This is a genomic window from Pararhodobacter zhoushanensis, from assembly GCF_003990445.1.
GTDB lineage: Bacteria > Pseudomonadota > Alphaproteobacteria > Rhodobacterales > Rhodobacteraceae > Pararhodobacter > Pararhodobacter zhoushanensis.
In genome coordinates, this window is record NZ_REEZ01000012.1 from 32,927 (window position 1) to 53,396 (window position 20,470).

A 20,470-nucleotide genomic window follows, 5' to 3' on the forward strand; every position below is an offset into this window, starting at 1 on the left:
GGATCAAAGCAGGTCGGCGAATTGCTCCAGGTCGGCAACCGTGGCGACCAACCCCTGCTGTGTCAGGATCGCGAGATACTCGTCGACGCTTTTGAGCGGATTCTTGAGGCGCGCGCGAACTTTCCGCAGCGCGGAACAGACCAGACCGGGCGCGAGAGACAGTTGGTTCCGGAAAAAGTCGTCAGGGTGTTGGGTCTCGATGCCAAAGGGCGCAAGTGCCGCTGGTGGGAAGTCCTTCAGGTTCTGCGTGACGATCGCGTCACAGCGCCCAACGATTGCCGCCGCCAGAACGTGCCGATCGTCAGGGTCCGGCAGTGTTAGGGCCGGCACCAATGCCTCGTAGCCGGTGACCAGACAGTCGCGTGTGGCCCTGTCCATCAAGTCGCGAGTTCGTTCCAGCGCGGCGCGCTCCCGATGAGGTTCATTGCGCAGAAGCGCATCAATCCACTCCCGATGGATATCGGCCGTCCACTTGGCCTTGAAAAGGTCTGTGACCGCCAACTGCATCAGTGCATCGCGCATCGGCGCGGGATAAAGGACGTTCGCATCGAACAGGACCGTGTACTGGCTCATTTCGAGCGGTAGCCCATGTCCTGCTCTTGAGCGTCGGCGGCCAGTTGATCGAGCGCAGCTTCACGCTCGGTATCGATCGCGGCCTTGTAGGACATCACGTCTTCCATGCGGACGCGGCGATGCTTGCCGACCTTCCGATGCGGTATGGCACCATCCTCGAGCAGCTTGATCAGGAACGGACGCGAGACGTTCAGAACCTCAGCGGCCTGTACGGTCGAGAGTTCGGCGTTCTCGGGGATGATGGTGACCCCCCGCCCCGCTGCCATCGCCTCGAGGATCTCCATGAGCAGCGATACGGCGCCCGCAGGAAGCTCGATCGGCTCCATCTGCTCGGAGTCCGTCACACGAAGTTTCAACGGCGCGCGCGCCTGGGCGAAGCGTGACAATGCCTGGCCAGAGACGCGCGCAATCGCTGCGTCCTGCGGCGTGGGCGGAAGATGTCGGTGTGCCAGCATGTTCATGGTGGTCTCCTCTCCGGTTTCTGTTCTCTACCACCATATATGAAATAAGTGCAACAAATGCATTAAGTGTTGGTGAGTTTCTGCGCGCCCTGCCGCGTGCTCGCGGTTATCGCTGCTGTCGAGTGAGCGGGTGAGACCCACGCTAACCTTCAGTTTGTCGCCTTCCACATCCTGAACCGCCCCTGTCCTGTCACCTCGCGGATCAGACCCCGCTCTTGCATCCATGCAAGGTTGCGCTGAACAGCGGCGCGACTGGCACTCGTCAGGGCCTGGGCCATTGGCGCAGAGACGAGCGGCCATTCGGTCAGCACTGCGCGCAAGGCCGGCGGCGTCCTGCCCGAGAGCAATGTCATTTCGGCTTCCGCCCGCGCCGACCATGCCTCGATATCGTCAAGGTGCCGCACCGCGGTCAGGCACGCGGCTTCCATCCCGTATAGCCAGCGTTCCAGACGTTCGAACGGTGAACCACCGGCTCGTAGTCCCCCTGCCCCGCCCATGGCCAGAGGCGTGAAGACTGCGCCTCTTCCATCGCTGGCCGCGATCCGCGCAGCTGCGACAGCCGCTTCCATACGGTCGTCGTGCTGCCCGAGCCCCGCGAGGCGCCAGAGGTGAAAGCCCGCGCAAGCGCGAGTGATCGGGTGCAGGTCCGTGGCCTGCCCCATCAGATCCAGCCAACCGCTCGCGCGATCCACGAACGGCTCGGTCTCATCACTGATGTTCTCGGGGTCGCGACGGTCGAGGAAGGCGGAAAGGTCCTGCTCCGGTCCCGGTCCACCCGTCAGTCGCCGAATCGCCCATCCGACTCGCGCCAGCGCCGCCGTGTCGTCCTGGACACCGGACAGGCGCAGCGAGATCCAGAGCGCCAGCCGGTCTTGGCTGATGCGGTCACCGGTGTGCCAGCTCAAATCTGCGGCCTCCATCAGCGCAAGCCGATGCCGCCATCCTTCCGGTCCGCGCTTCAACCGGTCGTCCAGCGCGCCGACGCGACCGGCCACACGGGCAAGACGCGCGGCCTGCCCGCCCTCTGCCTTCCGCCATTCGTCGAGGACCTCGGTTTCACGCGGTTCGGCCCGTGGTCCCGGCGGCAAATAGTCCGGCTCGTCGTCCATCGGACCGGGCAGAAACCACAGGTCGTCCTCAGACGCCTGTTCGACCTCCTCAGCATAAATGCCGAGCGCGTCGGATTCATCATACAATGCGGGGGTTCCAGGCCTCATATGCGCAAAATACAGCTATTTTGAGCTTTACCCAAGGGTTTTATCAGAGTGCGTTTGTACACCTTACATAGCACGCGCGCGCGATGGTCCGCGAGACCTCCCTGATCGCGCTCTGCGTATGGAAACCAAGGGCTTTCTGATGAACAGCGCCACAGAGCGCGCCCTTGCATTCATTTACAAACGGTCGTTTAGTAGCGATAGATAGAACTGCAAAATGACTGTTTTGATGCCATTGATAGGCTACGCGCGCGTTTCGACCGAGGATCAAACCCCCCTGCCCCAGTCGCAGGCCCTGAAATCCGCGGGTTGCGCCGAGATCCATGAAGAACAGGCCTCGGGCGGCAATCGTGCGCGGCCGGTGCTGGCGCGGGTGTTGGAGCGCATCGGCAAAGGCGACACGCTGGTGATCGTGCGGATCGACCGCCTTGCGCGATCCCTGTCGCATCTGCTGGAGGTGATCGAGCGGCTGGAGGCCAAGGGCGCGTACTTTCGTTCCATTCAGGACCCGATCGACACCGGATCCCCGCAGGGCAAGTTCACGTTGCAAGTGCTGGGGGCCGCGGCCGAGTTCGAGCGCGCACTAATCCGGGAACGCACCAAGGCCGGCCTTGCCAGCGCGCGCACAAAGGGCCGCGTGGGCGGCAACCCTGGACTGCGGGCCAAAGACCCTGCTGCTCTTCGCAAAGTACGGCTGGCGCGACAAGACGGCTACATGGAGCGTCTGAACGAGACGGCACAAGATTGGGTGCCCCATGTGCGCCGGTTGCGACCCGACTTGGCCTGGGAAGACGTGGTGCGCATCATCAACGGCCCCTTGCCCGAGGCGCGTCGCTGGACCCAAAGCCGTCTCTTGCGCGCTGTGAAGGCCTATGTCGGCGACGGCTTCCTGCCGGCCGAGGTGCTAGCCCGCGCCGGGCGCCGCGAAACCGACGACCGTCTGCCCGCCATCGTCGCCGGCATCAAGGGCGCGGACCCCGACATCACGCTTCAGGCGATCTGTACCCGGCTGGAAGCGATGCGCGAACGCACACCACGCGGGCGGACAAGCTGGCAGCCTTCTTCGGTCAAGATGCTACTGGAGCGGGCTGAGAGGCTGGGGCTGCTCGATTGAGATTCCCGAGAATCGCCCATCCGATTCTGCCGACTGATTTCTGTACGCACTCACAATACATCTTGTGGTCACTACGTAGTTGGCAACGAGGTGTTGAAGTAGAGCGAGAGCGCAGTCGCCCAAGACGCTGATTTTTAACAGTTTACCGTCGACAGAAATCGGTGCCTTCAACGCCCCCAGGCCGCTCAACGGTTTGGTCTGGATTTATCCACAATATCTGTTAAGCTTTGCAAAACAATAAAGACTTGAGGGCAGTGATGAACGGGATACGGGCCTCCCAGAGATTTGAAGTCATGTCCAAGCGGCTTGGTAGTCGGTTGCGTGAACATGCGCAGGAAACCTTCCCACCAGACGCTCAGAAGGGCCTCCGCCGCTTCGCCATGCGGGAAGCGGCTGAACTTCTTCGCATTAATCAGAACACCTTCCGCCATCATGTGTCAAACCTCGAAGGCTTCCCCGAAGGTGTTCTGGAGGGCGGCAACCGCCGTAGCTTCTCTGCAGAGGAGATGGTCGAGGCACAACGCGTACTTCTCGAGACTGGAAGGATCAAGCCAGAAGAACACCCGCACAGAAGACCGGGAGAGGCTTGTCAGGTCTTGACGATCTTCAACCTGAAGGGTGGTTCGGCAAAGACGTCATCTGTTGCCCATGTAGGACAACTACTAGGTCTGCGCGGCTACCGGGTCTTGCTGATCGACCTCGACAGCCAGGCAAGCCTGACAAACCTGTTCGGGGTTACTCCCGAGCTCGATCCGGATATGCCGACTTCATACGATCTTATCCGATCCGATGATCCACTGCCCGCAGCAGAGATCATTCGCAAAACGAACTTCCCGACCGTGGATCTGATCCCGGCATCCATGGACATCATGGAGTACGAGTTCGAGGTCGCCCTGAGCTTCAGACACGGCGCCACCACGTTCCATAGCCGCATCCGGGAAGCGCTTGAGCCCGTCCTCAACCGATATGATGTGGTGATATTTGACACCCCGCCGCAGCTGAACTTCTCGGTAATCTCTGCCCTCTTTGCATCGACCGGGGTCCTGATCCCGCTCAACGCGTCGATGCTCGATGTCATGTCGCTGGCGAGCTTTCTGGGCATGGCGAGCAACCTGATGGGCGTCGTCGAGGCACACGCCCCGGAACATGGACTGAACTTCGTGCGCGTTCTGATCACCCGCTACGAAAATACGGATGGTCCGCAGGTGCAGATTTCATCTCTGCTTCGGACAGTCCTCGGGGATGCCGTGCTGTCTGCCGAGTTCCTGAAATCAACAGCCGTGGGTGATGCTGCGAACACCCAGCAGAGCATCTTCGAGGTCGAACCTCGCGACGTGAATCGGAGAACTTACGAGCGCGCGATCGAGTCCGTCTCGCGCGTGACCGACGAAGTCGAACGCGAAATCCTGAAAGCATGGGGGCGTAGCCATGGCGCGTAAAGTCTTCGGGGACTCACTCAAGAACGCGATGGGCAAAACGCCGCCTTCGGACGAGGATCTGGATGTGAAGCGAACGAGCCCGACCGTAGCTCGCGCACAAGCATCCGTGCTCGAAGAGGATAAACACGCCACGCGGCTGATCGACCCGACCGCCATACGGATGTCCGCGGTCATGGACCGCATCGATCCAAGCGATGGTCTGGATGAGCTTGTCTCGTCGATCCGCGAGCACGGTCAAAAGGTTCCAGTGCTGGTTCGCCGAACCCAGGACGGTGCGCTTGAGATCGTCTATGGACGCCGTCGGCTTCTCGCTTGTCGCCAACTTGGTCAGAAAGTGCGCGCCACGGTCATGGAGATGACCGACGAGGAAGCTCTCATTGCCCAAGGCGTAGAGAATAATGCGCGCCAAGACCCATCGTTCATCGAAAGGGCTCTGTTTGTCGCCGGGATCATTCGAGAACTTGGGAAAACCGACGAAACGCGCAAAAACGCTCAAACGATCGCGTATCGGGCACTTCAGATCGATGAATCGCTCGTCTCGCGGATGAACCGTATCGCTACGGGCATCCCGATGGAACTGATCCAGGCTATCGGACCTGCACACGGCGTTGGTCGACGGGTTTGGGAAAAGCTTTTCAGGCTGTGCGAGAAAGACGTCGCGAGAGCCCGAGAAGTTGCCGGCGAAATTCCTCGCAACATACCGGGCCCCGACCGTCTCGAAGCGGCGGTTACCTTGCTGACAGCCAGCAAACCGTCGACGCAGAAGACACATCCCAGCGAGCGCGTGAAGATCGGCCGAAAGGGCAACCGCATCACCATCGATGTGGACGCTGATCTTGTCCCTCGCGTTGAGGAGGCAGTCCGAAAACTGGTCACGGAGCTTCTTGACCGCGGTCAAGACAGGCCAGAGTGACGACCCCGTGTCTTGACCGCGGTCAAGACATCAAAAGCAACGAGCAGAAAACGAAAGGAGGACCGGCTAGAAAAAGAAAGACCCCCCGAAAGCGGTGCTTCCGAAGGGCCTCAATCAGTCTCGACACCTGATTGATACCCCCAAAACGAATCGATTTCAACACCGCTCGCGGTGAACGGGGAAGCTTTTTCTTCCGAAACACCATGAGACATGCAACTGAAACAACAACCGCCCTGGCGGAACGGACATCTCTGCCCTGCCCTAACCCCTATGAGCTTCTGGGCCCGGTTCGCGTTCTGAGGAAGGAGCTCGGTCTCACAACCAATGACCTCGCCGTTCTGACCGCGCTCATTAGCTTCCTACCCCGCAAAGAACGTGAGATTCAGGACAGCCAGCGACTTACGCTCACTGTCGTGTTCCCATCGAACGCTTCTCTGTCTGAGCGCGCCAATGGACTCGATGAGAGAACACTTCGACGCAGCTTGGGACGACTCTCAGCTGCTGAACTGATCGAACGCAAGAACTCAGCAAATGGCAAACGCTTTCCGCTGCGGTATGGAGGCGTTATCAGAGATGCCTTCGGTATCGACCTGAAGCCCTTAATCCAGAGGTACGGCTCGCTCGCGACGCAAGCCTTGCAACTCACCGAAGAACGCGAGCGCTTGCGCTCACTGAAGGCTGAGGCGTTGGCCCTAAGAGCTTCGCTACTCCAACAGACACGCTTCGATGAAGCAAAGCTCTCTACCCTCAACATGATCAGAAATGTCCTGCGTCGAGCAACATTAACCGTTGATGCAGTCCTGAGCGTTATCTCGGAACTTAGAGCCCTCGGAGCCGATACCGACGCAAGCTACGGTGAACACCATGCCACAGGAAAAGCTCGTACCGAAGATAATTTACAAGCTGTCGAACACCGACCTCATACACCAAGTTCCAACGATCTGCCCGCCACAAACGGACAAAATGTCCGGCACATAGAGTCTATAAAAAAAGATATTAAAAAGATTGCTCCCTCTACGGTCAATCGCGGTGAACAACCCGCACAAGCCAAACCCACGATGAACCGAGACCCAGCACGCATGGCATGGGAAGACTTCACCCATGTTGCGGGATTTTTCCCAGAACCGCCGCGTACAGGAGAAGCCCTCACCCGCATTCTATACGACCTCGGTCGATTGCTTAGAATAAGCCAAGACGAACTGCGGCATGGCATCCAAAAAGCTGGCGCGGGAAAACTGCTTCTCGTCTTCGACTACCTGATAGCAAGAGCAGACACGATCAAACACCCTGACGCCTATTTCGAAAGGATCCTACGCACACAACTTGCTCCCACATGAACTTCTTGACCGCGGTCAAGAACGATGATGAGAGGGAAAGGAGTGTTGGTTTGAGGGTGACGGGAAATGAGATCGGGAGAGTGGCTTCCGACGCCCGTCGTGGAGAAGATCTGATGACCAAAGCCGTCCAGAAAATCACCCTGTCCCCTTCACGGGATATCCCTTTCGACAAGCTGGTGCTGAGCCAGTCCAACGTGCGGCGCATCAAGGCTAGCGTCTCCGTCGAGGAACTGGCCGAAGACATCGCCCGCCGTGGCCTCTTGCAGAGCCTGAGCGTACGGCCTGTGTTGAATGATGATGGCACCGAAACCGGCAAATTCGAAATCCCGGCCGGGGGCCGCCGGTTCCAAGCATTGTCCTTTCTGGTGAAGCAAAAGCGTTTGGCGAAGACCACGCCCATTCCCTGCATCGTCCGCGATGCTGCGTCAGACATCCTGGCCGAGGACGATTCCTTGGCCGAGAACATGCAGCGCGTCGCCCTGCACCCGCTCGATCAGTTCCGCGCGTTTGTGGCGCTGCGGGACAAGGGTCAGAGCGACGCAGAGATTGCGGCCGCCTTCTTCGTGACGCCGCAGATCGTGAAGCAGCGCCTCAAACTCGCTTCCGTCGCCCCTGCCCTGCTTGAGGTCTACGCCGAGGATGGCATGACGCTGGAGCAGCTCATGGCCTTCACTGTGAACCCCGATCACGCGCGTCAGGTTCAGGTCTGGGATGTGATCCATTCATCCTGGAACAAGGAGCCATTCCAGATCCGACGCATGCTGACAGAGACCTCGGTCCGGGCGTCAGACCGGCGTGCGGTCTTCGTGGGTGTTGAGGCCTACGAAGCAGCGGGCGGCACGATGCTGCATGATCTCTTCCAGGGCGATGACGGTGGGTGGCTCGAGGACCCAGCCCTGCTCGATCGGCTGGTGACGGAAAAACTCCAGGCCGAGGCTGAGACGGTTGCGGTTGAGGGCTGGAAGTGGATCGAGGTCGCACTTGACCTGCCCTACGGCTACAGCCACGGCCTGCGGTCCCTGGCCGGTGATCCGGCGCCAATGACGGATGACGAAGGTGCGGCCCATGCCAAGCTGCTCGCCGAGTATCGGGCGCTGGAAGAGGAATACGCGGATCAAGATGAATTGCCTGACGAGATCGACACGCGGCTTGGCGTGTTGGAAGCGGAGATGGAAAAACTCGAGACCCGGCCGTTGATCTTTGATCAGACCGAGGTCGGACGGGCAGGGGCGTTCGTCACGCTCGACCGCTACGGCGCGCTGGCAGTCTATCGCGGCTATGTGCGCCCAGAGGATGAGCCCGTTAGGAGACCGCGGTCCATGATGGTACTGATCCTGCGGTGGCGGGGCAGGGGGATGATCGTGATCTCACCGATGGCCATGGCAGTGTCGCTCATGTCGGAACCGTCATCATGTCGGGTGGCCATCCGATCGGAGCTGACTTGCCGGAGGATGAGGATGACGGGGCGCTGAAGCCACTGCCCGAGCGGTTGGTCATGGAACTGACCGCCCACCGGACGCTGGCACTGCGTGAAGCGATCGGACGCTCGCCGGATGTCGCGCTGACGCTGCTGCTTCTGAAGCTGGTGACGGACACCTTCCGCACCTCCTCTGCTTCGGGCAGCTGTCTCGAGGCATCCGTGCGTCACGTCTACATGTCGGCGCAGGCGCCCGATCTGAAGGACAGCGTGGTGGCAAAGCTGGTCGACGAGCGTCACGCTGAATGGGAAGCCGATCTGCCGCTTGGCGACGATGCAGCACTCTGGGACTATCTGACGGTCCTCGACCAAGGCAGCCGTCTGGCCCTGCTGGCGCATTGCCTCAGCTTCGGCGTCAACGCGCTGCATGAGAAGGTGAATCCTTACGGAGCAGGCATCTCTGCAGGCGGTCTGACCCGGCGAATGGCGCATGCCGATCTCGTGGCGCGCGCGACAGGTCTCGATATGGTCGAGGCGGGCTGGGAGCCGACGGTGGACACCTATCTCAACCGCGTGCCCAAGGCCCGCATCCTCGAGGCCGTGCGGGAGGCGAAAGGGGAGGGGACTGCCCAACTCCTCGATCACCTGAAAAAGGGCGAGATGGCCAGTGAGGCAGAGCGCTTGCTGAAGGGCAGCGGCTGGTTGCCCGAGGTCCTGCGCCGGAACGATCTCGTGGCGCTGGACGGTGAGGACCATGCCGAAGGGCAGGGGGCGGATGTCGAAGTGGCTGACAGCGTCAGTGAAGCTGACCTTCCTGCATTCCTGACGGATGACCTGCCTGCTGAAGGTGCGTCGATGCTGGCCGCGGAATAACGTGATCCAGCGGGGGGCGGAGATACCGCCCCTAATTACCATATAATGTAACAATATCAATAAGATGAGTGCGATTACTCGCATTCGGAATGAGGAATCATGTCTGCAACAACCATCATCGACACAGCCCCCCTCGGGGCGCTGATCCGCTACACCGACGGCAGCCCCAAGCCGCCAGCACGCTTCACGAAGAAGCTCGCAGCCTGGGAGCGCTCTAACGGCGTCGGCCGCCTTGTGAAAAAGGAACCACCCCGACCTTACCCGACATGGACGGCACCCGCGTCGTTCACGCTGCATGAGGGCAATTTCGCCTCTGACGGGGTTATCCTCGTGACCATCATGCGCAGCCATTCGGCTGACAGCGCCCTGGTCTTCGAGGTGGCCGAGGAGCCGAAGCCCGGGCAGGTGCGCGTGCTCCTCGACTTCGGCGGCAACACCGAGCTGCTGCATCTGGCGGAATCCATCACCGCGGCCGAGCTTTGGATCGCCAAGGAAGGATACCGCAACGCGCGACTTGAAATCGTCACTGATGAAGAGGGCGAAAGGGCAGGGGGCGCGGACCTGGCCGCCTGAGCCCAACTGAAACCGAGGGGCCCGCCCCAGCGCGGGCCTCTCAACCATCACAACCTTGTCCTTTGAGTTCGCGGGGCACCAAAGGAACCATCCCCAAGGAAGGACGTCTTCAACCAAGAGCCTGCCCGGGAGGCTGGCGGCGTTAGAAGCATCAGCGGGACAATCGGCTCCTGACGTTGGGGGATCATCCCCCGCTCGCCACCCCCTTCCTTGCCCCGAATTCTGTCTTCGAGATCAACCCGCGAGGGGTCGGACTACGGGCAAGCCCGTGCCGCCGGGCGGATTCGGACGAGCCGAACGCACCCGGTGATGTCAGCCAGTATTCGGGCCTTCGAGATCCTGTCGCGCGGGGAATGGTCCCCCGCCTCCAAGACAGGAGCCAAACTGATGTCCCGCAAAGATGCACACGCCTTCGCAGCCTCCCTCGCCGCCACGCTCATGGTCTCGATCGTCGTCTTTCAGACAGGGGATGGATCCTATGGCGCCGTCCCCGCCGATGAAATCGACGGAGACGAGGTTCAGGTGCTGGTTGAGATTGACCCGTGGGCTTAGGCCCACGGTTACCTCGGAAGGCTCACGCGGAGGCGCAGACGCGCCGCTTGATGCGTCGTCGCGCATTGACATCCACACCACCGGTGCAAGCTAGGACTGTGTCTGTTTCGCTAGAGCACTCGTGCGATCAGTGACCTTCATTGCCCGCTGTATTGTTCTGTTTTCTTGGCCGAACATCCTCAAGCGCTGCGTAGAATGCGGGCAACACCAACAGGATCAGGACCGTTGCCGCCAGCAACCCGAAGACAACCGAGATCACCAGTGGTTTGAGCGTCTGGGCCTGGGTCGAGGTTTCCAGCAGCAAGGGCGCCATGCCCATGATCGTGGTCGAGACCGAGACGAAGATCGGGCGAAACCGCGACCGTACGGCCTCTCCGGCAGCCAGTGCGGCGGACAGTCCCTCGACGCGCCGGGCGTTGATGACGCCGACCAGCAGGATGGCGTTGTTCACCACGATGCCCGCAAGCGACGCTGCGCCCACCAGCGACGGCATGGAGATGTTGTAGCCCATCAGGACATGGCCCCAGATGACGCCCAGAAACGCCAGCGGAATGGTGATCATCACGATCAGTGGCTCGATATAGCTTCGGAACTGGAAGCTGAGCACCAGGTAAATGCCCACAAGCCCGATCAGGAACCCGCGCAGGATCGAGGCGACGGTTTCCGCCGAATTGGCGGCTTGGCCGCCGATGTCAAAGGTCAGGCCGGGGGTGGTTGCCACCAGATCGGGCAAGAAGCCCTCGGCCAGCCGCGCGGTGATCGCGTCGGCGTTGCCGATTCGACCGTCAACATCGGCCGCCACAGTCAGCGTCCGCAGACCGTTGCGCCGCGTGATGCTGCCCCAGCCGCGTGCCTCGATAACTTCCGCGATGCTGGAGAGCGGCACGGTGCCTCCACCGGGCAGGGCGATCTCGAAGACGCTGAGGTCAGCGCGGGTGGCACGGTCACCATCGGCCAGCCGTACTTCCAGATCCCAAACCAGATCGCCGCGCCGGATTTCGGCCAGTTGCGTGCCAAGAAATGCCCCTCGGAGTTGCCCGGCCACGTCCGTCGCGGTCAACCCTAACGCCTCGGCCCCCTGCGACAGGCTCAGCCGCAATTCGGGTGCGCCCGGGCGCAGATCTGGGATCGCGTTACGCACACCGGCATAGGTTTCAAGCTCCGCCAGCGTGGCGCGGCCAGCCGCCTCCAGCGTGGCGAGGTCGGGATGGCTCAGGCGCAGCTCGACCGCGATGCCCTGCGGACCGATCCCCGGCTCGGTCAGGATCAGCGAATTCACACCGGGCAGGGCGCCGATTTCTTCGCGCCACAGCGTGACGATATCATCGAGAGTGCTGGAGCGGGTCTCGGCTCCTAGGAGGTCCACCGCGACGGTGGCGACATGGGCGCCGGTCTCGCCTGCCGACAGGTTGCGGCCCAGCCGGGTGATGCGACGGATCACAAGCGGTTGCGCCTCGGGCTGTTCCGGTGACAGGTGCGAGTTCACACGGTCCAGCGCCGCCTCGACCTGCGCGACCGCCTCGGCGGTGCGGGCAAGCGGTGTGCCCGCTGGCAGCATCAGCCGCGCCTCCAGCACATCGCCGTCGATCTCGGGCATCGCCTCGCGCTTGACGACACCGCCGCCCAATGCGCCGACGGTCAGGATCAGCGCGCCGATGGCCAGACCGGCAACCAGCCAGCGGCCCCGGATCGCGGTATCGGCCAGACGGCCCATGCCTTCGCGCAAGGCGTCGAAACCCGCATCAAAGCGGATGCGGAACCTAGAGGGTTTGGTTTCCTTCATCCCGCCTTTCAGGTGGTGTGGCAGGATCAGGAAGGCTTCCACCAGCGAGGCGGCCAAGGCGGCCAGCAGAACGACCGGCAGAACCTCGAGCACCGCGCCCAGTTCGCCCGCCAGAAAGGCGAGCGGCAGGAACACCGCAAGGGTGGTCAAGAATGACGAGATGACGCCGGGTGCCACGGCCGCCACTCCCGCAGCCACGGTTTCCACAGTGGCGCCCTTCGCGGCATGAACCGCGATGGAATCCGCGATCACGATGGAATCGTCCATCACGATCCCGATCGCCATCAACAGCGCCACTAGTGTCATCATGTTCAGGCTGAGCCCTGTCAGCGCCATCCAGACGAAGGCCCCAGCAAAGGCCACGGGCAGGCCCATTGCGGCCCAAATCGCAAAACCGGGTCGGAAAAACAGGCTCATGACAGCGACGACCAGCACAAGGCCGATCACCCCGTTCTGCACCAGCATCACCAGCCGGTCACGGATGATGGATGTCACGTCCTGCACCACCTCGACCATGATCGTGTCGGGCAGGCGTGCGGTTTCCTCGGCCACCAGCGCCGCGACCCCGTCGAGCACGCGCAGCGCGTCGGCATCAAGTGCCTTGGCGACGTCGATCACGATGGCCGGGGTGCCATCGACAAAGGCGCGGTCCTGCGGCGGCTCGAAGCCTTCTTCGATCACGGCTACATCACCTAATGTCAGGGTCGCGCCATTCGGCAGGACCAGCACGGGGATGGTCGCAAGGGTGATTGCCGTATCGCGCTCGGCGGTGAAACGCAGGGTCAGGTCAGCGCCTGGACCCTCCAGCGTTCCGGCGGGCAGGTCGATGTTCTGCGCGGCGATGGCGGCGGCCAATGCGGCAGGCGTCAGGCCGTGGCTGTCGAGCACGGCGCGGTCTGTCGTGATAGACAGTGTCCGGGCACCCAGACCCCCACGGGTCACTCGGGCAACGCCTGGCAAGGCGGTCAGACGGTCGGACAGGCCGTCGGCGTAAAGATCCAACTCGCCCAGCGGCAGATCGCCCGAGATGGCGACCGAGGTGACCGGATCGGAGCGGTGCAATTCGCGGACGACGGCAGGGTCGGCACGGTCGGGGAAAGTGTCGATGGCCGAAACCTCGGTGCGCAGTGAGTTGACGAAGCGCAGTGGGTCATTGCCGGGCGCCATGGTCGCCACGGCGCGCGCGCGGCCGGTCTGTGCAGTGCAGGTGAAGGTTTCCAGTCCCTCGACCCCCTGCACACCGTCCCAGAGCGGCGCGCAGATGGCGGTTTCAACATCCTCGGCGGCGGCACCGCGATAGGGCACCGTGATCTCGGCCTCGACAGCGAGGAAATCGGGGAAGGTTTCGCGCAAGAGACCCGGCGCGGCAAAGACGCCGGCCGCAAGGAACAAGAGCAACAGCAGGTTGCCCGCCGTCGGGTGGCCGGTGAACCAGCGGATCATTGCGCGGCCTCAACGGGGGTCAGGGCCATGCCGGGGATGGCCGGGGCGATGTCGTCGATCACGACCCGGTCGCCGGGGGCGAGGCCTTCGGTGATGACGACGCGGCTGTCTTGCGCGAAGGCAGCTGTGACGGGGCGCAGTTCCAGCAGGTCATCAGCACCGGCAACCCGCACCATGCCGCCATGCATGGCTGCTTCGGGGATCGCGATGACGCTGGCTATGGACGCGCCCGAAAAGGCGATCTGCACCTGTGTGTTGGGTACCAGTGGCAAACGTCGAGGCGGGTCCGCGCCCTCATAGGGATCATCAACACTGACCACGACTGGCACGGTGCGTGCGCGGGCATCTAGCGCGCCCTCGATCCGGGCCACTCGAGCGGTCCAGATCTGCGTCGGGTCGGACAGCGGGCTGAGCGTCACATCGATCAGTGTGGGTGGACCATCGCGCATCATGTCGGCAAGGGCCATGTCCTCTATCGCATCTCCGATCAGGCGGCGAAAGCTGTCGATCGGCAGATGCGCCACGACCTCGGCCGCTGCGATCCCGTCGCCGCGGATCACGACCTGACCGGGAGCGACGGTCTGGAAACGCTCTGCGTTCACCTCGGTCACGCGCAGATCGAAGGGGGACGTCAGCACAGTGCGGTCCAGCGACCGGCGCGCACGGTCGATGGCGGCTTGTGTCCGCGCGACCTGTGCCACGATCCGCGCCTCGCGGGGCGGGATCAATGCCATCGCGTTTTCCAGTTCCGCGACCGTCCGGCGGGCTAGAAGCGTGGCACGCTCGGCCTCGTCGACGCGTGATTGCGGGACGGTGCCCTGTTCGGCCAATGTCCGGGTGCGCGTCAGATCGGCCTCGGCCAGCGCGAGGCGCGCGCGTTCCAGATCGAGGATGCGGGCCGTGTTGGCCGCCTCGGCGGTCAGTTGTGCGCTTTCGGCGGCAAGCGCCGCCAGATCGGCCTGAGACTGCGCGAGCGCCAGTTGGTAATCGGCGGGGTCGATCCGCAACACCTCGGTCCCCTCGGGGATCAGGCGACCCGGTTCTAGATCGGGATGGCGCCAGATCACCTCGCCTTGTACCTCCGCCACGGCGACCCAATTGTCGGCGGCGCGCAGGTTGCCCCAGGCCGTTGCGGTCGGGCGGATATCCTCAACCGCGACGGTCATTACCCGGACGGGCAGGGCGGGCGCGCGCCCGTCAATCTGCGCGGGGCCGGGGGCCGAGGCGATCATCCAGACCGCTGCGGCGATCCCAAGAGCTATAGGCGGCAAGGCAAGGAGGGGGGCGAGGCGCATGGGACTCAGCCCTTTGCCCGACGCATCCGCGCCAGCGTCCCGTCACGCAACACGAATTGGTGGTAGAGCGCGCCGACCACATGCAGAGCGACCAATGCCAGCAGCACAATCTTCAACACATTGTGCCCCTGTGCTGCGGCCTCGACCCCGCCGAACCACGCGAAGGACCCGCTGAGTGGCATCAGGATCATCAGCGCGTAAAGCCCGACATGGGTGAGCTTTGCGAGAATGCTTTGTACCTTGCTGGCTTCGATGGCCGGGGGCACCCCACGCCGGGCGCGCAGGGTCAGCCGCCACAGCGCGAAGATCATCACCAGCGCGCCGCCCGCCACATGGGCCAGCACGAGCGGGTCAAAGCCCGCGTCCAGCCCGTCGGTGATGCGGTCCCACGCAGCCGACATCGCGTCCTTGAAGATGTATTGCTGCGCGATCAGCGCGAAGACGAGCCAATGCAGCGCGATCTGCAGGCGGGAATAGCCGGTGGGGGCGGGTTTGGCGGGCATGGCGGGGGTCCTTTCGGTCAGGGTGCGCGACTCGGGATGGAGGTTGCGGTTGTCAACAGTATATGTTAGTTAGTTATCACTAACAAGAGGTGATACATGTCTGACCGTCAAAGCGCGCAAGACCGTAAGGCGCAGATCGTGGTCGAGGTACTGCGACTGGCCGACGAGATCGGACCCGACCGGCTAAGCACCACAGATGTCGCGCGTGCCATCGGTCTCAGCCAGCCTGCAATCTTCCGGCATTTCCCCACCAAGGGCGCGCTCTGGTTGGCGGTGGCCGAGGATATCGCGGATCGATTGCAGGGGGACTGGGCCGAAGCAGAGGCTGAGGCCAGCGGGCCGCGCGCACGCCTGAAAGCGCTGATCGGGGCGCAACTGACGGCCATATCTAGGACGCCTGCGCTGCCGTCGATCCTGTTCTCGCGCGAGTTGCAGGTGGAAAATGAAGCCCTGCGCGACGTGTTCCGGGGGCTACTGGCGGGGTTTCAGAGCCGCCTTGTTGCCGTGATCCGTGATCTTCAGACCGCGGGCGACATGAAGCGCGACGTCAGCCCGGAGGATGTCGCCATCCTGCTGACATCGCTGGTGAAGGGTGTCGCCATCCGCTGGACGCTTGGCGCGCGGGGCTTTGCGCTCCCGCAAGAGGGTTTGCGATTGTTCGACGTGCAGTTGGCGCTGCTGAACGCTCAGGAGGACGTTTGCGATGAGAAAACACGATAGACTGCTTCGCATCACGGGTGGAGTTGCGATTGCCTTCGGCCTTTTGACGGTTGTTTCGGGCGGCACCACGCTGCTTGGTGCGCTCGAGATGGGGGCGGTCGTCCTGTTCGTCTTGTGGTTCAACACACTAGCTGGACTTGCCTATGTCGTCGCGGGCCTGGGCCTGTGGCAGGGGCGGCGATGGGCCTATCCGCTTTCTCTCGCGATCTTCGCCGCAACGCTGCTGGTCTTTGTGGCCTTCGGTCTGCATGTTGCCCAGGGCGGAGCCTTCGAGATGCGCACCGCTTACGCCATGACCCTGCGCAGCGCGGTCTGGGGCGCGATCGCGCTGGTGGCCCGGCAACTGCTGACCCGTCAGGCGCCTTCCGGCAGATAGACGCAATCGGCCAGGGTGCTGCGGTTAAGGTCGTCGATGAAGGCCGCCTCGGCATGGGCCAGCCGCGCCTTCAACCGGCAGTGCGGGGTCAGGGTGCAGGTGTTGGCTCCGGCGGCAAAGCACTCCACCAGCGCCTGATCGGCCTCGAGCACCGCCACCACATCGCCCAGCCGAATGTCCTCTGGCGCGCGAGCCAGCATCGCGCCGCCCCCGCCGCCGCGCCGGGTTTCCAGAAGACCTGCCGCGGCAAGCGCCGAAATCACCTTTGCCAGATGGTTGCGCGAGATACGGAACTCGGCAGCAAGGTCGGCAGCCGTGAAGGCGCGGTCAGGTGTGCCCGCCATGCGCATCAGCGCGCGAAGCCCGTAATCTGTGAAGGAAGTGAGGCGCATGGTCGCGATCCTGATTTGGTATTTACAATGCGTATTACTGTGGTTTAATCGGTAAATCAAATACCAATTCGCTTAACTCAGACGACTCACCACAGAATGGACGTGCCATGGACGACGATGCCACCGCCGCAGTGCCGCAGGAAACCGGCGCTCTCATCGACCACATCCTGACCAACTATCACGCGATGCACAGGGTCGACCTCGCATCGCTGATCCCTCTCGCGAGCCGCGTCGAACAGGTTCACGCCGATGATCCAGACGTCCCAAAGGGTCTTGCCCGTGCCCTGGCCACGCTTGCGCGCGAGATGGAAGATCATATGACCAAGGAAGAGATGATCCTGTTCCCGGCCATGCGCGCGGGCGGCGGTGCGGGCATCGAACACCCCATTGCGGTCATGCGCGCCGACCATGACGATCACGCTGAGACCATCGCGCGGATCCGCAAGCTGACGGGCGATCTTACACCGCCCGAACACGCCTGCGGGTCCTGGCGGTCGCTTTATGGCGGCACGGCGACGCTGCTCAACGAACTGGCCGACCACATCGCGCTGGAGAACGGCGTCCTCTTTCCCCGGTTCGAGTCTGCGAGATGACCAAGGACGGGACATATGCCTCGCCGCCCTGCATGGCGGCAGAGGTTGATCCCGCGTATTTCGACCCGCTTGGTGTTGACCCCGAGCAGGCGCACGATGTTGCACGCTGGCGCAGGGCCGAACGGGCACGGCTGGCCGGACTGAGGGAGGGCCTGGGCCAAGCCGGGCGGGCGCAGGTCTCAGGCAGGATCGCGGGGCATCTGGGGAGGGTGCTGGGCGACCGCGGGGTGGTGCCTGGTTGCGTCTTGTCCGGCTACTGGCCGATCAAGGGGGAACCCGACCTGCGCCCGGCCTTGGCCGATCTGCACCGCGCGGGCGTTACCGTCGCCTTGCCGGTGGTCGAGACGCGCGCCGCGCCACTGGTGTTTCGCCGCTGGAAACCCGAGACGAAACTGGTGCGCGGTGACTGGAACATTCCGGTGCCGCCGCCTGAGGCCGACGAACTGACGCCTGAAGTCATGCTCGCCCCCTGCCTCGGTTGGGATGGGGCATGTTTCCGGCTGGGCTGGGGCGGCGGCTATTTCGACCGGACGCTGGCCGCGCCGGTGCCGCGCCCTCTGACCATCGGCATCGCCCTCTCCGCAGCGTGTCTGCCGACGATCTTTCCGCAACCCCATGACATCCCCCTCGACCTCATCCTGACCGAGGACGGCGTCGCGGCAACAAGGCCAGAAGCAAGGCCCGAACCAAGGACACACAGATGACGACCACGACCGAGCAGATGCGCGCCTGGACCGGCCCTGCGATCCTGACCTTCGGGTTCCGCCCGTTCTTTTTCGGAGCAGCGGTCTGGGCCGTGCTGGCGATGGCGCTCTGGGTGCCGATGCTGTCGGGGCACCTGATGCTACCCACCACGTTTGACCCCGTTTCCTGGCACGCGCATGAATTCCTGTTCGGCTATCTGGGCGCCGTCGTCGCGGGGTTCCTCCTGACCGCCGTGCCGAACTGGACCGGGCGCTTGCCGATCGTTGGCTGGCGGCTGGGGATGCTTGCCGGCCTTTGGCTGGTGGGGCGTGTGGCGGTTGCGGTCTCAGCCGGTTTGCCAGATGTGTTGGTGGCCATGGCCGATCTGGCGTTTCCAGTTGTCTTTGCGTTCCTGATCGCGCGCGAGATCTTGGCAGGCAAGAACTGGCGCAACCTGATCGTGCTGGCGATGCTGGGGGTCTTCATCCTTGGGAACGCCCTGTTCCACTGGGAAGCGGCACAGGGCGTTTACGCGGCCCAAGGCTACGGCCTGCGTCTGGGCCTTGGCGCGGGCATCCTGATGATCGCCGTCATCGGCGGCCGTGTGGTGCCGTCCTTCACCCGCAACTGGCTTGTGAAACGGCGCAGCCGCGCGCTGCCTGCCGCACCGATGCAACCTTTCGACAAGGCGGCATTGGTGCTGCTGGCGCTGGCGCTTGTGCTGTGGGTCGCGTGGCCGCTTGGGGCTTTGACCGGGGTGGCCCTTGCGCTGGTAGGCGTGTTGCACGCCGTGCGATTGGCCCGTTGGGCCGGGCACCGGACGTTTGCGGAACCGCTGGTGATGGTGCTGCACGCGGGCTATGCCTTCGTGCCGCTGGGGGCCTTGGCGCTGGCGGCGGAAATCTTGGCTCCGGGTTCCTTCGGGATGGCGGGTGCGCAGCATTTCTGGATGGCGGGCGCAATCGGTTTGATGACGCTGGCTGTGATGACTCGCGCCACACTTGGCCATACCGGGCAGGAACTGAGAGCGGGAGCAGGGACTGTCACGATCTATCTGGCCCTGATCCTGTCCGTGATTGCGCGGGTCGCGGGCGGGGTATGGCCTGAATTCTCCGGCCTTTTGAACACTGTGGCGGGGCTGTTCTGGATCCTTGCTTTCGGCGGTTTCGCCGTCCTTTATGGTGCGCTTTTGCTGCGCCTGCCCGCCGCCAAACGTATCTGAGGCGCTTATCCATGGGATGGTTTGAGTTCTACCTCGCCTATGTCGTCTTTTTCCTGTCGCATTCCTTGCCCGTGCGGGCGCCGCTCAGGCCCTGGCTTCAGGCGCGGCTTGGCGTTTCTGGCTTCACGCTGACCTACTCCGCCCTGTCACTTGCGGTGCTGGCATGGCTGATAGTGGCGGCAGGCCGCGCGCCGCATGTGACCCTTTGGGATTGGGCGCCATGGCAGGTCCATGTGCCCCTGACGGTCATGGGACCGGTCTGCCTGATCCTTGCGCTGTCCATAGGGCGTCCAAATCCGTTCTCCTTCGGTGGCGCGCGCAACGACCGGTTCGATCCTGCGCGGCCCGGCATCGTGCGGTGGTCGCGTCACCCGCTGCTGCTGGCGTTGGCGCTTTGGGCAACGGCCCATGTCGTGCCGAACGGGGATCTGGCCCATGTGATCTTGTTCGGCACCTTCGCTGCCTTCGCACTGCTGGGAGGCCGACTGATCGACCGCCGGAAGCGCCGCGAAATGGGGGCAGAGTGGCAAAAAATGCGGGTGGTTATTGCAGGCGCGCCGTTTCTGTCTTGGCGTGCATCGGGAGAAACCGTTGCGCGGCTCGGCGTCGGGATCGTGCTTTATGCCACGCTCCTGTGGGCGCATCCCGTCCTATTCGGCGTCAGCCCACTTCCGTGACGGTCACTCCTTGATGTCTTCGATCCAAGTTTTGGCCGCTACCGCGCGGGGCAACCCGAGGGGACCGATGGCCAGCATTGCGACCTGTGTCATCGCTGCAGGTTCGATCCCCTCTGATCTAGCGCGCCGTGTGTGAGAGTGCACCGCGCCTTCGGATCCAGCGCCAATGGCAAGCGCGAGCTTCACGAGACGCCTTTCCCGGGGCGTCAGCGGGCCACAATCTGCACTTGCCTTGCCCAAGGCGGCATAGGCCTTCCAGATATCAGGATACTCTTCGGCGAGGTCTCCGGCAGCGCCAGGCATGGATTTGGTCATC

The 20,470-nt window shown here is 63.1% G+C and carries 20 protein-coding genes and 1 pseudogene; 13 read left to right on the top strand and 8 right to left on the bottom strand.

Annotated features, from left to right (window positions below):
* Positions 1-3 precede the first annotated feature (3 nt).
* The 3 genes from EAE28_RS19645 to EAE28_RS19655 form a co-directional block, all read right to left on the bottom strand.
* Complete coding sequence (locus EAE28_RS19645; RefSeq protein ID WP_007803220.1) at positions 4-573, bottom strand: PIN domain-containing protein; 570 nt, start codon at positions 571-573, stop codon at positions 4-6.
* Positions 570-1,034, bottom strand: coding sequence for an excisionase family DNA-binding protein (locus tag EAE28_RS19650; RefSeq protein WP_007803221.1), 465 nt, complete (start codon positions 1,032-1,034; stop codon positions 570-572). Before EAE28_RS19650 ends, EAE28_RS19645 begins: the two co-directional genes overlap by 4 nt.
* A gap of 149 nt (positions 1,035-1,183) precedes the next feature.
* On the bottom strand, positions 1,184-2,251 hold the full coding sequence (locus tag EAE28_RS19655; RefSeq protein ID WP_007803223.1) for a helix-turn-helix domain-containing protein: 1,068 nt from the start codon (positions 2,249-2,251) through the stop codon (positions 1,184-1,186).
* Positions 2,252-2,477: 226 nt separating this feature from the next.
* Between EAE28_RS19655 and EAE28_RS19660 the strand changes: the two genes are divergently transcribed.
* From EAE28_RS19660 to EAE28_RS23870, 7 genes and pseudogenes are all read left to right on the top strand, one after another.
* Positions 2,478-3,362 carry a recombinase family protein gene (locus EAE28_RS19660; protein ID WP_127109616.1) on the top strand — a complete coding sequence of 295 codons (885 nt, stop codon included), beginning with the start codon at positions 2,478-2,480 and terminating at the stop codon, positions 3,360-3,362.
* Between the two features lie 293 nt (positions 3,363-3,655).
* Positions 3,656-4,801: a plasmid partitioning protein RepA gene (repA, locus tag EAE28_RS19665; RefSeq protein ID WP_161489483.1), complete on the top strand. Its 1,146-nt coding sequence runs from the start codon at positions 3,656-3,658 to the stop codon at positions 4,799-4,801.
* Positions 4,791-5,714: a ParB/RepB/Spo0J family partition protein gene (locus EAE28_RS19670; RefSeq protein WP_127109477.1), complete on the top strand. Its 924-nt coding sequence runs from the start codon at positions 4,791-4,793 to the stop codon at positions 5,712-5,714. The genes repA and EAE28_RS19670 overlap by 11 nt, the downstream gene beginning before the upstream one ends.
* Positions 5,715-5,917: 203 nt before the next feature.
* Positions 5,918-7,051, top strand: a complete 1,134-nt coding sequence (locus EAE28_RS19675; RefSeq protein ID WP_127109479.1) for a helix-turn-helix domain-containing protein — start codon at positions 5,918-5,920, stop codon at positions 7,049-7,051.
* Between the two features lie 113 nt (positions 7,052-7,164).
* Positions 7,165-9,341 (top strand): annotated as a pseudogene (locus EAE28_RS19680) (ParB/RepB/Spo0J family partition protein).
* A 99-nt stretch (positions 9,342-9,440) separates the two neighbouring features.
* Complete coding sequence (locus EAE28_RS19685) at positions 9,441-9,914, top strand: hypothetical protein (RefSeq protein ID WP_127109481.1); 474 nt, start codon at positions 9,441-9,443, stop codon at positions 9,912-9,914.
* 387 nt (positions 9,915-10,301) lie between these two features.
* Positions 10,302-10,466 (top strand): hypothetical protein, encoded by a 165-nt coding sequence (locus tag EAE28_RS23870; protein WP_164736712.1) that lies wholly within the window; start codon positions 10,302-10,304, stop codon positions 10,464-10,466.
* A gap of 127 nt (positions 10,467-10,593) precedes the next feature.
* On the opposite strand, the gene EAE28_RS19690 is transcribed toward EAE28_RS23870, so the two are convergent.
* From EAE28_RS19690 to EAE28_RS19700, 3 genes are read right to left on the bottom strand one after another with little or no spacing between them, the layout of a single operon-like run.
* Positions 10,594-13,692, bottom strand: coding sequence for an efflux RND transporter permease subunit (locus EAE28_RS19690; protein WP_127109483.1), 3,099 nt, complete (start codon positions 13,690-13,692; stop codon positions 10,594-10,596).
* Positions 13,689-14,987, bottom strand: coding sequence for an efflux RND transporter periplasmic adaptor subunit (locus tag EAE28_RS19695; RefSeq protein WP_127109485.1), 1,299 nt, complete (start codon positions 14,985-14,987; stop codon positions 13,689-13,691). The genes EAE28_RS19690 and EAE28_RS19695 overlap by 4 nt, the downstream gene beginning before the upstream one ends.
* 5 nt (positions 14,988-14,992) lie before the next feature.
* Positions 14,993-15,490: a cytochrome b gene (locus EAE28_RS19700; protein ID WP_127109487.1), complete on the bottom strand. Its 498-nt coding sequence runs from the start codon at positions 15,488-15,490 to the stop codon at positions 14,993-14,995.
* 96 nt (positions 15,491-15,586) lie between these two features.
* On the opposite strand from EAE28_RS19700, the gene EAE28_RS19705 reads away from it, so the two are divergent.
* Positions 15,587-16,210 (top strand): TetR/AcrR family transcriptional regulator, encoded by a 624-nt coding sequence (locus tag EAE28_RS19705; RefSeq protein ID WP_127109489.1) that lies wholly within the window; start codon positions 15,587-15,589, stop codon positions 16,208-16,210.
* Complete coding sequence (locus EAE28_RS19710) at positions 16,194-16,586, top strand: hypothetical protein (protein ID WP_127109491.1); 393 nt, start codon at positions 16,194-16,196, stop codon at positions 16,584-16,586. The genes EAE28_RS19705 and EAE28_RS19710 overlap by 17 nt, the downstream gene beginning before the upstream one ends.
* Here EAE28_RS19710 and EAE28_RS19715 read toward each other — a convergent pair.
* Entirely contained in the window at positions 16,565-16,978 is a 414-nt protein-coding gene (locus tag EAE28_RS19715) for an RrF2 family transcriptional regulator (RefSeq protein WP_127109493.1), read from the bottom strand. The genes EAE28_RS19710 and EAE28_RS19715 overlap by 22 nt on opposite strands.
* A gap of 107 nt (positions 16,979-17,085) precedes the next feature.
* Between EAE28_RS19715 and EAE28_RS19720 the strand changes: the two genes are divergently transcribed.
* The 4 genes from EAE28_RS19720 to EAE28_RS19735 are packed head-to-tail and all read left to right on the top strand — an operon-like array spanning position 17,086 to position 20,154.
* Complete coding sequence (locus EAE28_RS19720; protein WP_127109495.1) at positions 17,086-17,571, top strand: hemerythrin domain-containing protein; 486 nt, start codon at positions 17,086-17,088, stop codon at positions 17,569-17,571.
* A complete protein-coding gene (locus EAE28_RS19725) occupies positions 17,568-18,275 on the top strand; it encodes a 5-formyltetrahydrofolate cyclo-ligase (RefSeq protein ID WP_246022491.1) in 708 nt (235 codons plus the stop codon). Before EAE28_RS19720 ends, EAE28_RS19725 begins: the two co-directional genes overlap by 4 nt.
* A complete protein-coding gene (locus tag EAE28_RS19730; protein ID WP_127109497.1) occupies positions 18,272-19,477 on the top strand; it encodes an NnrS family protein in 1,206 nt (401 codons plus the stop codon). The genes EAE28_RS19725 and EAE28_RS19730 overlap by 4 nt, the downstream gene beginning before the upstream one ends.
* 11 nt (positions 19,478-19,488) lie before the next feature.
* A complete protein-coding gene (locus EAE28_RS19735) occupies positions 19,489-20,154 on the top strand; it encodes an NnrU family protein (RefSeq protein ID WP_127109499.1) in 666 nt (221 codons plus the stop codon).
* 3 nt (positions 20,155-20,157) lie between these two features.
* Here the strand turns inward: EAE28_RS19735 and EAE28_RS19740 are convergent, their stop codons facing one another.
* Positions 20,158-20,469 (bottom strand): carboxymuconolactone decarboxylase family protein, encoded by a 312-nt coding sequence (locus EAE28_RS19740; protein WP_127109501.1) that lies wholly within the window; start codon positions 20,467-20,469, stop codon positions 20,158-20,160.
* Between the last annotated feature and the right edge of the window lies 1 nt (position 20,470).

Bases quoted from the DNA above. Each gene is read 5' to 3' on its own strand.
- EAE28_RS19645 (WP_007803220.1), bottom strand. From the start codon at position 573: ATGAGCCAGTACACGGTCCTGTTCGATGCGAACGTCCTTTATCCCGCG.
- EAE28_RS19650 (WP_007803221.1), bottom strand. From the start codon at position 1,034: ATGAACATGCTGGCACACCGACATCTTCCGCCCACGCCGCAGGACGCA.
- EAE28_RS19655 (WP_007803223.1), bottom strand. From the start codon at position 2,251: ATGAGGCCTGGAACCCCCGCATTGTATGATGAATCCGACGCGCTCGGC.
- EAE28_RS19660 (WP_127109616.1), top strand. From the start codon at position 2,478: ATGCCATTGATAGGCTACGCGCGCGTTTCGACCGAGGATCAAACCCCC.
- repA (WP_161489483.1), top strand. From the start codon at position 3,656: ATGTCCAAGCGGCTTGGTAGTCGGTTGCGTGAACATGCGCAGGAAACC.
- EAE28_RS19670 (WP_127109477.1), top strand. From the start codon at position 4,791: ATGGCGCGTAAAGTCTTCGGGGACTCACTCAAGAACGCGATGGGCAAA.
- EAE28_RS19675 (WP_127109479.1), top strand. From the start codon at position 5,918: ATGAGACATGCAACTGAAACAACAACCGCCCTGGCGGAACGGACATCT.
- EAE28_RS19685 (WP_127109481.1), top strand. From the start codon at position 9,441: ATGTCTGCAACAACCATCATCGACACAGCCCCCCTCGGGGCGCTGATC.
- EAE28_RS23870 (WP_164736712.1), top strand. From the start codon at position 10,302: ATGTCCCGCAAAGATGCACACGCCTTCGCAGCCTCCCTCGCCGCCACG.
- EAE28_RS19690 (WP_127109483.1), bottom strand. From the start codon at position 13,692: ATGATCCGCTGGTTCACCGGCCACCCGACGGCGGGCAACCTGCTGTTG.
- EAE28_RS19695 (WP_127109485.1), bottom strand. From the start codon at position 14,987: ATGCGCCTCGCCCCCCTCCTTGCCTTGCCGCCTATAGCTCTTGGGATC.
- EAE28_RS19700 (WP_127109487.1), bottom strand. From the start codon at position 15,490: ATGCCCGCCAAACCCGCCCCCACCGGCTATTCCCGCCTGCAGATCGCG.
- EAE28_RS19705 (WP_127109489.1), top strand. From the start codon at position 15,587: ATGTCTGACCGTCAAAGCGCGCAAGACCGTAAGGCGCAGATCGTGGTC.
- EAE28_RS19710 (WP_127109491.1), top strand. From the start codon at position 16,194: ATGAGAAAACACGATAGACTGCTTCGCATCACGGGTGGAGTTGCGATT.
- EAE28_RS19715 (WP_127109493.1), bottom strand. From the start codon at position 16,978: ATGCGCCTCACTTCCTTCACAGATTACGGGCTTCGCGCGCTGATGCGC.
- EAE28_RS19720 (WP_127109495.1), top strand. From the start codon at position 17,086: ATGGACGACGATGCCACCGCCGCAGTGCCGCAGGAAACCGGCGCTCTC.
- EAE28_RS19725 (WP_246022491.1), top strand. From the start codon at position 17,568: ATGACCAAGGACGGGACATATGCCTCGCCGCCCTGCATGGCGGCAGAG.
- EAE28_RS19730 (WP_127109497.1), top strand. From the start codon at position 18,272: ATGACGACCACGACCGAGCAGATGCGCGCCTGGACCGGCCCTGCGATC.
- EAE28_RS19735 (WP_127109499.1), top strand. From the start codon at position 19,489: ATGGGATGGTTTGAGTTCTACCTCGCCTATGTCGTCTTTTTCCTGTCG.
- EAE28_RS19740 (WP_127109501.1), bottom strand. From the start codon at position 20,469: ATGACCAAATCCATGCCTGGCGCTGCCGGAGACCTCGCCGAAGAGTAT.